The organism is Mycobacterium sp. E2497 (genome assembly GCF_001668695.1).
Lineage (GTDB): Bacteria > Actinomycetota > Actinomycetes > Mycobacteriales > Mycobacteriaceae > Mycobacterium.
Map to the genome: position 1 here is coordinate 1 of NZ_LZKD01000278.1, position 12,902 is coordinate 12,902.

General features: G+C 68.9%; 9 protein-coding genes. 6 read left to right on the top strand and 3 right to left on the bottom strand.

The features are described from left to right. Positions 1-3,035, bottom strand: a 3,035-nt coding sequence (locus tag A5713_RS25785) for a non-ribosomal peptide synthetase (RefSeq protein ID WP_068099115.1), incomplete at its 3' end; no start/stop codon positions are given. Positions 3,036-3,132: 97 nt separating this feature from the next. Here A5713_RS25785 and A5713_RS25790 point away from each other — a divergent pair. Beyond that, positions 3,133-4,794: a (2,3-dihydroxybenzoyl)adenylate synthase gene (locus A5713_RS25790; RefSeq protein ID WP_068099099.1), complete on the top strand. Its 1,662-nt coding sequence runs from the start codon at positions 3,133-3,135 to the stop codon at positions 4,792-4,794. A gap of 11 nt (positions 4,795-4,805) precedes the next feature. Here A5713_RS25790 and A5713_RS25795 read toward each other — a convergent pair whose 3' ends face one another. Next, positions 4,806-5,423: a TetR/AcrR family transcriptional regulator gene (locus A5713_RS25795; RefSeq protein ID WP_068099100.1), complete on the bottom strand. Its 618-nt coding sequence runs from the start codon at positions 5,421-5,423 to the stop codon at positions 4,806-4,808. A gap of 80 nt (positions 5,424-5,503) precedes the next feature. Continuing rightward, entirely contained in the window at positions 5,504-6,250 is a 747-nt protein-coding gene (locus A5713_RS25800; protein WP_082973163.1) for a maleylpyruvate isomerase family mycothiol-dependent enzyme, read from the bottom strand. 969 nt (positions 6,251-7,219) lie between these two features. Here A5713_RS25800 and A5713_RS25805 point away from each other — a divergent pair. The 5 genes from A5713_RS25805 to A5713_RS25825 all read left to right on the top strand — a co-directional run bounded on the left by A5713_RS25805 (position 7,220) and on the right by A5713_RS25825 (position 12,810). Beyond that, positions 7,220-8,614: a condensation domain-containing protein gene (locus A5713_RS25805; RefSeq protein WP_068099101.1), complete on the top strand. Its 1,395-nt coding sequence runs from the start codon at positions 7,220-7,222 to the stop codon at positions 8,612-8,614. A gap of 88 nt (positions 8,615-8,702) precedes the next feature. Further along, positions 8,703-10,040, top strand: a complete 1,338-nt coding sequence (locus tag A5713_RS25810; RefSeq protein ID WP_068099102.1) for a hypothetical protein — start codon at positions 8,703-8,705, stop codon at positions 10,038-10,040. Positions 10,041-10,090: 50 nt separating this feature from the next. Further along, positions 10,091-11,290 carry a hypothetical protein gene (locus A5713_RS25815; protein WP_369804532.1) on the top strand — a complete coding sequence of 400 codons (1,200 nt, stop codon included), beginning with the start codon at positions 10,091-10,093 and terminating at the stop codon, positions 11,288-11,290. A gap of 13 nt (positions 11,291-11,303) precedes the next feature. Next, a complete protein-coding gene (locus A5713_RS28865; RefSeq protein WP_068099104.1) occupies positions 11,304-11,498 on the top strand; it encodes a hypothetical protein in 195 nt (64 codons plus the stop codon). Between the two features lie 67 nt (positions 11,499-11,565). Further along, positions 11,566-12,810, top strand: a complete 1,245-nt coding sequence (locus A5713_RS25825) for an HNH endonuclease signature motif containing protein (protein WP_156752038.1) — start codon at positions 11,566-11,568, stop codon at positions 12,808-12,810. The last annotated feature ends 92 nt before the right edge of the window (positions 12,811-12,902 follow it).

A 12,902-nucleotide genomic window follows, 5' to 3' on the forward strand; every position in this document is an offset into this window, starting at 1 on the left:
ACCATGTGCGCGGGAACGAATTCGCCCATCAGCTCCCGAATCCGCTCGGCGGTCAGCTCGGCGCTTTCCCTGCGGACGGCGGCGGCGAGCACCTCGGACCCACCGGATCCGGGCAGCACCGCGGCGACCGCTATCGCGACGCCCGGCAGCCGGCGCAGCGCGGCCTCGATCTCGCCGAGTTCGACGCGGTACCCGGCGATCTTGACCCGGTGGTCGGCCCGGCCGAGGAACTCCAGCGTGCCGTCGGGCCAGTAGCGGGCGAGGTCGCCGGTGCGGTACCAGGTCCGGCCGGCGTGCTCGACGAAGCGCTCGGCGGTCAGCTCCGGACGTCCGCGATAGCCCCGGGCGATGCCGCGACCGGACACCCAGAGTTCGCCCGCGACCCAGTCGGGGCAGTCGTCGCCCGCGTCGTCGACGACGCGGCAGGCGTTGTTCGCCAGCGGGACGCCATAAGGCAGGGCGGCCCAGTCCGTCGGCAGTTCGTCGGGATCATCGACCTCGAAAATGGTGTTGTGCACCGGGGTTTCGGTCGCTCCGCCCAGGCCGGCGAAGCGGAGGTTCGGCGCCTCGGCTTTCAGGCGGCGCGCCACCTCGGGGCGCACCCAGTCCCCGCCGGTGGGAATCACCCGCACCGAGGAGAGCCTTCCGCGGCCGACCTCGAGCAGCATCTCCAGCCAGCCCGGCATGAAGTGCAAGACGGTCACCCGGTGGGCGTCGATGAGCCGGGCCCAGGCGTCGGGGTCGCGGCGCTGGGCCTCGTCGACCATGACGATCGACCCGCCGGTCCGCAAGGTGACGAAGACGTCCATCACCGAGATGTCACCTTCGAGCGTGGAGAGGGCCAGGCAGCGGTCCGCGGGGCCGATGTCGAAGTGGCGGGCGATGAACTCCACGGTGTTCATCGCGGCGTCGTGGGTCACCTCGACGCCCTTGGGCTCGCCGGTCGAGCCGGAGGTGAACAACACGTAGGCGAGCTCGGCGGGATCGACTCTCGCCGGGCGCATCTCGGCGGAGGCGGTTGCGCCGCGCAGCACGCCGGCGAGGATCAACTCGGGCACGGGCAGTTCCAGCCGCTGCCCGCCGCACACCAGGGCCAGGCGCACGCCGCCGGTCCGCAGGATGCGTTCCGCGCGATCGCGCGGCTGGTCGACGCCGATCGGCAGGTAGGCCGCGCCGATGCTCAGGATGCCCAGCAGCGCGGGCACCTGCTCCGCGGTTTTCGGGCCCACCACCGCGACCGTGTCGCCGGCGCCGACGCCGGCCGCGTGCAGCGCGGCGGCCACCGCCAGCGCCCGGTCGCGCAGCTGGCCGTAGCTGAGGTCACCGGAGTCGGCGAACACCGCGGGTGCGTCGGGCCCCCGCTCGGCTTGCCGAAAGAACCCGTCGTGCAACGCTTCTCCGCTGGGGCGGGCGGTGCGGCCGTTGACGGCCTCCCGCACCACGCGCTGCGCGGCCGGCAGCGGCGCCGGCCCGGGTGTGTCCCAGTCGTCGTCGGCGCGGGCCAGCCTGAGCAGTTCGTCGATGTGGTAGGCGAACATGGCGTCGATGACACCGGGGGCGAAGATGCCCTCGCGGACATCCCAATTCACCAGCACGCCGCCGTCGAACTCGGTGACCTGAGCGTCGAGCAGCACCTGCGGACCCTGGGAGATGAGCCACGCGGGCGTGCCGAATTGCGCCGTGACCTCGCGGCTGAACAGCGCGCCGAGTCCCAGGGCGCTGGTGAACACCACCGGTGCCAGCACCTGGGTGCCGCGGTGCCGGCTGAGGTCCCGCAGCACCGACAGCCCGGGATAGGCGCAGTGTGCGGCGGCGGTCCGCATCGCGTCCTGCACCGCCTCCGCCCGCGCCGCCGGCGTGCGGGTTCCGGTGAGGTCGATATCGAGCAGCAGCGAGGAGGTGAAGTCGCCGACCAGCGAGTCGACGTCGGGATGCAGGGGCTGGCGGCCGAACAGCGGCACGTTCAGCAGGAAGCGTGAGGTGGTCGACCAGCGCGCGAGCGCGTTGGCGAACGACGCGGCCAGCGTCATGGCCGGGGTGATCCCGCGGGCCTGCGCGCGGGCGAACAGGGCGTCGCGGGTGTCGGGGTCCAGCCAGTGCCAGAGCCGGGTGCTCCTGCGCGAGCTGCGGTCGCCGGTGGTGGGGAGCGCCGGCGGGTCCGGTAGACCCGGGATGCGCCGTGCCCACCACTCGCGGGCGGCATCGCGTGCCGGCTGGGGCCGCGCCCCGTCCGCCTCAATCGCCTGCCGGTATTGCCGGTAGGTGTAGTCCAGCGCGGGCAGTTCGTGCCCGAGGTAGAGGGCGGCCAGGTCGGTCATCAGGGTGCGATAGCTCATCGCATCGGCGGCCTGCATGTCCAGGTCGACGTGCAGGCGCGAACGCTCGCCGGGCAGCCGCGTCAGTGCGAGCTCGAACACGGCGTCGTCGAGCTGCTGGTGCGATTTGGTGTCGCGGATGGCGGCCAGCCGCTGATCGATGTGGTCGCGGTCCAGGTGGCGGAAGTCTTCGACGGCGACCGGGAAGTCGTCGCCGGCCGCGGTTTCGGCGATGCGCTGGGTGCCGTCGGGCAGGAACCGCACCCGCAGCATCGGATGGCGCCGGGCCAGGGCCGTGGCGGCCGCGCGCAGCCGCTCGGGATCGATGGGACCGCCGTCGAATTCGACGTAAAGGTGTCCCGCCACACCGCCCAGCTGCTGACCGTCCTGGCGGCCGACCCACATCGCGTGCTGCATCGGCGCCAGGGGGAAGGGATCGCCGGCCGCACCCGCCGGCGTTTCGGCGGGCGGCGGATCGGCGGACGCGTCCCGGCCGGTGAGCAGGTCGGCCCAGGCCTCGAGCGTCGGGGCGGCGGCCAGCGCGGCGAAGTCGACCGCGATGCCCCGACGTCGCCAGCGGCCCGCCAACGTCATGATCCGGATCGAGTCCAGGCCCTGACCGATGAGGTTGGCGTCCGGCTGCAGACCGTCGGCATCGACGCCGAGCAGTTCGGCAACCTCCGCCCGGACGTCTTCCGAGCGCACCGAGGCACGCACCACGAACCCTCCCTGAATTAGCACAGGCTGCCCTAAGTTGTGGTTACCCTATCCTTACTCCCGGATCGCCGCTACTACGCCCCCCATGCCTGAGGACCTCATGAACGCGAACACAGGGCAGCCCCCGGCCGGGCCCCTCGACGGGTTCGTGCCGTTCCCCGCCGAGCGGGCCGCCGCCTACCGGGCGGCCGGCTACTGGGCGGGGCGCACACTGGACACCATCCTGAGCGACGCGGCGCGCCGGTGGCCCGGCCGCACGGCCGTGCTCGATGCCGTGGGCGGCGCGGGCTTGACTTATGCGCAGCTCGACGAGCGTGCCGACCGTGCCGCGGCGGGACTGCGCGGTGCGGGCATCGCGCCGGGCGACCGGGTGCTGCTGCAGCTGCCGAACGGGTGCCAGTTCGCGGTGGCGCTGTTCGGGTTGTTGCGGGCGGGCGCCATCCCGGTGCTGTGCCTGCCCGGACACCGGGCGGCGGAACTGGGGCATTTCGCCGCCGTCAGCCAGCCCACGGCGTTGGTGATCGCCGGTGCTGCAACCGGTTTCGACTACCGCGCCATGGCGCGCGAGCTCGTCGCGGACCACCCCGGGCTCGAGCAAGTCATCGTCGACGGCGACCCGGGCCCGTTCACCTCGTGGGCGCAACTCTGCGCGCAGGACACCACCCTGCCCCCCACACCGTCGCGCGACCCGGAATCGCCTGCGCTGCTGCTGGTTTCGGGTGGCACCACTGGCACACCCAAGCTCATCCCCCGCACCCACGAGGATTACCTGTTCAACGCGACCGCCAGCGCCCAGGTCTGCCGGCTCACCGCCGACGACGTGTACCTGGTGATGCTCGCGGCGGGGCACAACTTCCCGTTGGCCTGCCCCGGGCTGCTCGGCGCCATGACGGTGGGCGCCACCACCGTGTTCGGCACCGACCCCAGCCCGGAGGCCGCCTTCGCCGCCATCGAGCGTCACGGCGTCACGGTCACCGCGCTGGTGCCGGCCCTGGCCAAACTGTGGGCGCAGGCCCGCGAGTGGGAGCCGGTGACGCCGAAGTCCCTGCGGCTCTTGCAGGTTGGCGGCGCGAGGCTGGAGCCCGACGACGCCCGCCTGATCCGCACCACCCTGACGCCGGGGCTGCAGCAGGTCTTCGGGATGGCGGAGGGGCTACTCAATTACACCCGGCCGGACGATCCGCCCGAGCTCGTCGACCACACCCAGGGGCGCCCATTGTGCGCGGCGGACGAATTGCGGGTGGTCGGCGCCGACGGTGAACCGATCGAGCCGGGCGAGGAAGGCGAGCTGCTGGTGCGCGGCCCGTACACGATGAACGGCTACTACCGGGCCGCGCGCGACAACGAGCGCTGCTTCGATCCCGAAGGCTTCTTCCGCAGCGGTGACCTGGTCCGGCTTCGACAGGACGGCTATCTGACGGTCACCGGGCGGGTCAAGGACGTGATCTGCCGCGGCGGTGAAACCATCTCCGCGGCCGACCTCGAGGAGCAGATGCTGCGCCACCCGTCGATCTTCGCGGCGGCCGCAGTGCCGCTACCCGATCCTTACCTCGGCGAAAAGATCTGCGCGGCGGTCGTTTTCACCGGCCCGCCGGTGACGTTGGCCGAGTTGAACGCGCACCTCGACCGGCGCGGCGTGGCCACACACGCCCGGCCCGATGTGTTGTTACCGATGGCCGCGCTACCGACCACGCCGATCGGCAAGGTGGACAAGAAGGCCATCACCAGGCGGCTTTCGGTGCAGGCACCCTCGTCGAGCTGAGCCGACCCGCGTCAGCCGGTGTCCTTAACGCGCAACGCATTGAGGAGCCGATCCATCACGGCGCCGGCATCAGCGCGCGCCTGGCGCTGATCGTCCGCGCGGGCGATGTAGAGCGTCGCCTCGCGCAACGCACCCATGACGGTGAGCGCCGTCGCCTCGACGGGTTGCGGCGGGATGCTGCCGGATTCGATGGCGTCGGTCAGCAGCGCCGTCACGAAGCCGATGTTGTATCGGTGCCCGATGTCGCTCCAGCGTTCCCATCCCAACACCGCCAGCGCCTCCAGCAACACGATGCGCTGAACCTCGGGTTCGGCGCACGCGTCCAACCACAGGCCCGCGCACAGCCGCATGATCTCGACCGGATCGGAGTGCCCCGCCGCCGCGACGGCCTCCCCCATCCGGGCGGCCATCTCGCCCTCTACCTGCTCGAACACCGCCGCGAAGAGCTCAGTCTTGTCGGCGAAGTGGTGGTACAACGCGCCGCGCGTCACTCCCGCGTCGCGCACGATCGTCTCCAGCGATACCTCCGCGAACCCCCGCTCGGCGAACAGGGGCCGGGCGGCGCTGATCAGCGCGCCACGCGTGTCGGCGGCACGCTCGGCCTGAGTGCGGCGACCGTCTTGCGCCATGCCACCCTCACTTTCACACGTAGGTATGCATTGTCATACACACCGCATGAAGGTTGCGGGACGGCCTGGCGCGGCGTCGTTCAGAACACCCTGAACCGGCGGACGATGTCCAGGGCCGACGGGTCGCCCTCGGCCCGAACGCCAAGTCCCTCCCAGGTGCCGCGCTGGGTCACCCACCGCACGAACGCCTGTGAATCCGACACGATCCGCGCGGCGGGCTCCCCCTGGGCGCCCAGGTGCAGCGTCCGGGCGCACATTCCGTCGAGGCGGATCTCGAGACCGCCGCGCAAACAGTCCAGCAGTTCGGTGTTCTGCTGCGGCAGCGCAGCCTCGATCCAGTCCAGCGTCGGGGCGAGCCGGAGCTCGTCGACGGGCGGGGGATCCGACCGCAACGGGCCATCGGGCGCGAACAGGTCGTACCGAAGGTGGACGAAGGACTCGAAGACAAAAGTCGTGGGCACGACCGAGGCCGGATACGTTCCGACATCGCCGATCGGTATGTCGATGTCTTGGCCCTCGACCGCGGCCAGCACGTCCAGGCCGCGTGCGCTGACCGACTCGTAGTCGGCCAGCACCTCGGCGGGGGTCATGGAGCGACGCGAGTCGACGTAAAGATCCGCCGCGCGTTCGGCGGGCAGCCCACCGGGATCGGGCAGCTTTGACGGGTCGACCGCCAACCAGTAGCTACACGCCATGTGCGACACCAGGTCTTGGACGGACCAGCCGGGACATCCGCTGTCGGCGGCCCACGTCGACCCGGGCAGGCGGGAGCACACGTCCAGGACGATCGCGCGCTCCTCTGCGATGGCTTCAAGCGTGGTACTCATCAATCCCTCCTTCATACATACCGTCTGTATTAAGATACACACTGTATGTATGAGGTCAACAGCGTGAGCGCTGCCGATGCCCGCCAAGTTCCGTGTTCGATGCGTTTGAAGCTGTTCGTGGCGGCGCTAGCCGCCGCACTTCCACCACACCGTCAATTGACTTGCTGCGCTGACGTTTTCACTCATGACGAAAGTTGTTGCCCGCGGCCGACACTGGTGTCCTCGCAGAAATGGTGCGCATCTTCGCGCCGGCGTTCGATGCCCCAATCGGGGCGATGCCAATTCGCGCATTCAACCGGCCGTGGCCCAGGCCGCAGCGAAATCTTCGGAATGACGCCTTGGGGCTCTGAGCGGCGACTATCTGAAACGATGCGCTATCCGCAGCAAAAATGTTGCCGCACAATGGGATGGCCGCCCATATCGATGCCGGCCACCGCTTCGGATAGTGGCTTGACTTAAACGCAAAGTGCGCATAACGGATACGCGTGGTCGCTCCCCTTATTGCCCCAGAACGCTCGGGCCGTTTGCTCGACAAGCGCAAAAAGTGTTCGGCTGGTACTATTCCGCCGTGGCCGTACCTGGGATATGGTGACCGAGGCCCGTTTTGCAGGATTGACAGAGCCGGGAATGGCTTCGTCAAGATAGCGCCGGCTATCGGGGAAGACATCGACGGATTGGGTCGAGACGTCGATGTAAAGGCTTGGTAGAGAACTGTTTTGGAGTTAACCGCGCGCGAATTCAGCGCGTTCGCGTTGCGGTTACCTTGCACGGCACAGACGATGGCAATGGGGTGGATTGCTCAGAAATCCTCTGAGATTGCCGGGTTCAAGGGGGCCCACTATGGTTGCGCCAGCATGCGGGAGCAGCGGCTCGAACCGCAGCGAGGACAACGTCGTTCAGCAACTTCCAAGCAGTCGGGTCAAGTCCGTTCGGAATTGACGCCGCTAACCGACGAAGGAAAGGTAGCGCATGTTCCTGGGCACGGTGGACGACTGGACGGCCGAGGGCACCGTCGTGTCCTGGTATCCCACCGCGGACACGTACGCGCGCGCCACCGAAGCGCAATATCATCCCGCCCCGGTCAGTTACCAGCAGTCGCAGCATCTTCGGTATTACCGGCGGCAGGTCAGCCTCGGTCGTGACATCCCGCGGTTGTGCATCGGTGCCTGGGAGATCAGCGGCGTCTGCGATATCGATGCGATGACGCAGGCGCTGAACAGCCATGTGCGGCGCCACGACGCCTACCACGACTGGTTCGCCCTCCGCGGCAAGGACGACGAGATCCTCCGCTACGTGATTGATGACCCGGAGAGCATCGCCTTGGCGCCAACGGTTCTCGGCGAAATGGCTCCGCTCGAGATCCGCAAGCTGATCCTGGACACGCCCGATCCGCTGCAATGGGATTGCTTCAGCTTCGGAATCATCCAGGGCGAGGACCGTTTCACGATCTTCATTGCCGTCGACCACTTACGCGCCGACGGCATGTCGGCCGGTGTGATCTTCTTGGACATCCAGACGGCGTATTTCACCGCGCTGCAGCAGGGGCACGTGGCGCTGCCACCGGCACCCAGTCACCGCGAATACAGCGCAAAGCAACGTGCCCACACCGCCGCCCTCGATGAGGATTCGCCCGAAATCCGGCGCTGGCGAGCCTTTCTCGCCGCGAACAACGGTGCGCTGCCGAAGTTCCCGCTCGAACTCGGCGAGGCCTCCGCGGACACGCCCGGTGCCATCGACGTGTTCAAACTGATCGATGGCGACCAGGGCCGGCGTTTCGAGGCGACGTGCCGCGCCGCGGGAGCCCGGTTCAGCGGTGGCGTGTTCGCCTGCGCCGCACTCGCCGAACATCGATTGACCGGCGCGGCCACGTACTTCGGGCTCACTCCCTTCGACAACCGGCGAGATCCCGCCCACGCCACCGCGGTGGGTTGGTTGGCCAGCTTCGTCCCGCTGGCGATCCCGACGGCGGGTGCCTCCTTCGCCGAGGTGGTCAGCGCCGCCCAGGCATCGTTCGACGCGAACACGTCACTCGGCGCCGTCCCCTATTACCACTTGCTGGAGAGGGCGGACGGATCGTGGGGGCGTCTCGAGGTTCCGGACCGGCCCGTCCCGATGCTGTCCTACATCGACATCCGCAAGCTCCCGTTCGGTGACTACTTCGACGGCCTGCGTGCGGGGATCTGGGGTGACAACCGGCTATCGGAGACGGTGTGCATGTGGGTCAACCGCATGCACGACGGAACGCAGTTGGTGGCCGCTTACCCGGGCACCGAGGTCGCCCGCGGGTCCGTCCTGCGCTACGTCGAGACGATGCGTGCCGAGTTCACGCGCGTAGCGGACGCCGGGCTGCACGTCGACGCCTAATGCAGTTCTCTTCTCGTGCGGAGGGTCTCGGTATCAATGAGGCCGCGGCAATCGCGTGCCGAGCGCGAGCGGTCGAAGCGGGGCGCCGGTGACGAGGCTGGCGTTTCTGGACCAGGCCGCCTTCTTGCGGCTGCGGGCCACCGGTCAAGGCAGCACGGTGCAGTGCACGTGGCTGTACGACCGCGACGTGCACCTCGACGCGTTGCGGGGCTTCAACGAGGATCTGGGCGCCGGTCTTCTCGGCCGGCGGATCGAGCGTTCGCCGCTGCCGTTCGGGCGTCATCGCTGGGTGCTGGATAACCGCGCACCCGACATCGCACTGGAACCACGGCAACCGCGGTCGCAGGTCGGCGCGTGGGTCGAAAGACGCGCGCAGGTGCCCGTCGATCCCGAGGACGGTCCGGTGTTCCATCTGGGCGTCCTGCCGTTGGATGGCGGCGGTGCGGCGGTCACCTTGGTGGCATCACACTGCGTTGTCGACGGGCTCGGGCTCATCACGGCGGTCACCGAAGCGGTCAAGGGTGAACGACGCAATTTCGGCTATCCCCAGCCACATTCACGGGCCCGGCTGCGCGCCGTGTGCGAGGATCTGATCGACGCCGTTCGCGGCCTGCCGGCGGCCATTCGCGCACTGATGGTGACGCTGGCCATCACGCTCAAGGCTCCGGCCGGCCCCCGTGGGGCGCATCAGCCCGGGCCGCCCTCCCCTATGGGCGATGACCAGACGGCGCTGCCATCGGTGACTGTGCAAACCGACGCCGCGGCATGGGAAGCGCGGGCGCGCAGTCTCCAGGGCAGCAGCAACACGCTCTTTATCGCGTTCGCGGCCCGCCTGGCTCACCGCATGGGCAGGGTGCTCGCCGACGGGAACTCGGCGACGGTCGTGCTTCCGGTCAGCGATCGCACCGCCGCCGACGACCGCGCCAACGCACTGACCTCGATCACCCTCACCGTCGACGGAGCCGCGGTGACCAACGACTTGGGTTGCGTGCGTGCAGAGGTCAAGCGGCTGCTGACGTCGCTGCAACACCAACCCAACGAGATGCTCGCCGCGTTGCCCCTCGTCCCCTACACGCCGCGCCGGCTGGTCCGGCACGCCGAAGGCATCGCGATGTCGACCGGCCGGCTCCCGGTCGGCTGCTCCAACCTCGGGAGCCTCGACGCCGCGGTCGGGCGCATCGACGGTGAGGATGCCGACGAGGTCTGTATCCGGCTGGCCGAGCAGGGCGTCACCCGCGGCCGCCTCGGACAGATGCAGGGCCAATTGTTCTGCACCACAGGCACAATCAACGGCAGCCGGTTTCTCAATGTGATCGCGTGCCGGGCCGACGCCGACAACACCGCGGCACAGACCCGCGATCTGGCGTTGAGTGCACTGGCAGATCTGCAGCTGTCCGCCACCACGGTCTATGCGGGGCGGATTTGACGGCGGAGCCGAAGGTAAGGGCGCCCGAACACGCACGTCGCCTCAGGTATGTGGGTATCGGTGCCGGCATCGCGGCCTGGGCGGCGGTGATGCTGTGGTTCGCGATCAAGATCGTTCCGCTCGACGTGTACTGGATGTCGTACTACGCCGCCGATTACACGCACGGCTTCGTGCGGCGCGGGCTCGCGGGTGAACTGGTGCACTCGGTGCCGGGCCACTACTTCGCGGCCACGCTGAGCCTGCGGTGGTTGTCGACGGCGGTCTACCTGTGCGCGCTGGCGACGGTCGCGGGCGTGATCCTCGTCGGTCGCCCTCGGTCGGGGCGCAGGCTGATGGTGGCGATGCTGATCCCGTTGTTGCCCTTCGGTGTCCCGTTTGCGGCCTATTCGGCCCGGCCGGACCTGTTCGGTGGGGCGACCCTGGCGCTTTTCTCCTGCGCGCTGGTGGTCGCGCGTTCCCGCGCCGTCGCAACGGCGTGGTGCGCGGCCTACGGCGCGGCGATCGCGGCGTTGACGCTCGTGCACGAGGCGGTAGGGCTGCAGTTCGCGTTGGGGTCCGTGCTGGCGGTCCTGGTCCTCGGAAGCGCGCTGAAGAACAGTTGGGGGCTTGGCGCGCTGCTCGCGGTGGTGCCGGGCGTCGTCGCGACGGCCGCCGTGGCGGCGTTCGGTCGCCACGACGTCGCCGCGCAACTGTGCGCGTCGGTTCCCCACCGCCTGATGCCCAACCCCTTCGCCACCGTGACGTCGCCGACCACGTTGCTGCGCTACGTCATTGACGGGCGAACGAGGCAGACCGACTATCACGACTGGGTGTGCCGCAACGTGATGCCGAATTACGACAACGGGATCGGCGATGCCATCCGGACCGTCGGCCACATCGGGATAGTCGGCCTGACGATGTCCCTCCTGTTCGGTGCGGCCGCCGTCGTAGCGACGATGTGGGGACTGGGCAACGCCTCGGGTGTGCCACTGGATGCGTTCGTCGAGGCGCTGCGCGGGCGGATGGCGTGGGTCATCGCCGCCCTGCTGTTGGTGAGCCCGGTTTTCCTGACCGGCTACGACTGGACCCGCTGGCTGACGGTCGTGGCGCTGGATGTCGGCGTGGTGTTCATCCTCTTCGCCGCGCGCCGGCCGGAGATGGACCAGGAGCCATCCCCAAAAGCGTTGCAGCGGTTCGTTGTTCTCGCCATCGCGCTCGCGTTGATCCCGATCGGCACGGTTCCCGGCTTCGGCGGACCCCGGATGATCTAGCCGGTACACGGATGTGGCGTCGCTGGCGGAGAGGCTCGTCGGGCCGAGCCACTATCGCGTGATCGTGACGGGTGAGCCAATCGATGACAGCTTCGTCGACGCCGTCGTCGAAGATGTCCTGTCGTTGTGCCGTTTCCGGCCGATGGCGGAGGCATCGCCGCCCAAGAAGCGCCATGCCCCCGCATCAAATGTGAAGGATCACCGGTAAACCGGACCGGCGGGAGCAGGGAGGGCGGTAGCCGGGATTTGTCGGTGGTCGCTGCGATGATGTGGTTATGTCTTTGACCGCCTCGCCTCCGGCTGCAGTTACCCCTGCTGAGCGCCTGGATGGGTTGTTTGAGGAGTTGGCGGAGTTGGCGGGTCAGCGTAATGCGATTGATGGGCGCATCGTGGAGATCGTCGCTGAGTTGGATCGCGACGAGCTCTGTGGTGTCACGGGTGCGCGGTCGGTGGCGGCGTTGGTGGCCTGGAAGCTGGGCTTGTCGTCGGCGAATGCCCACACGATCAGCGCCGTGGCACACCGGCTCGAGGCGTTTCCGCGGTGTGCCCAGGGCCTGCGGGAGGGTCGGCTGTCGCTGGATCAGGTCGGGGTCATCGCCGCGCAAGCGGGTGAGGGGTCTGATGAGCATTACGCCGAGTTGGCGCGGGTCGCTACGGTCAACCAGCTGCGTACCGCGGTCAAGCTGGAACCGCGACCCGAACCTCAGACTCGGCCGCAATCGCAGCCGGCGATCACCAAGACCGCCGATGAGGAGTTCACCTGTTGGCGCATCAGGCTGCCGCACGTGGACGCGGCGAAGTTCGACGCCGCCTTGGCCTCTCATCGTGATGCGCTGATCGCCGAGTGGAAAAGCGACCGCGACAACGGCCAGGCCGCAGCAGAGATCGCACCGCCACTGCCGGGCACGCTCGAGGCGTTTCTGCGCCTGGTCGAAGCCGGGTGGGATGCCGAGGCGGCCCGCCGGCCGCACGGGCAGCACACCACGGTGGTGGTGCATCTCGATGTCGAGCAGCCCGCCGCCGCGCTGCATCTGGGTCCGCTGCTCACCGAGGATGACCGCCGCTACCTGACCTGCGATGCCACCTGCGAGGTGTGGTTCGAACGTGCCGGCGAGGTCATCGGCGCCGGCCGAACGACGCGCACGATCAGCCGGCGGCTGCGCCGGGCGCTGGAGCATCGCCACCGCATGTGCGCGGTCCCCGGCTGCGGCGCCACCCGAGGTCTGCACGCCCACCACCTCCGGCACTGGGAAGACGGCGGCCCCACCGAATTGGCCAACCTCGTACTGGTCTGCCCCTATCACCACCGACTGCACCACCGCGGCCTGATCACCCTCACCGGACCCGCCGCCGACCTCACCGTCACCGACAACCGCGGCAAACCACTGAGCGCAGCATCACTCGCGCGCCCACCCACTCTGGCCCCACCCGACGTCGCGCCGTGCCCCGGACCCACCGGCGAACGCGCCGACTGGTGGTGGTACGACCCCTTCCAGCCGCAACCACCACCACCCAACTAGGCGGGTTGCCCCGGCCTCATCCGAGCCGAAACACGCTTAATAGCAACCGCTTTCGTTTGCCCCCGGCACCCAAAGCCGGCTGCACGTTGCCG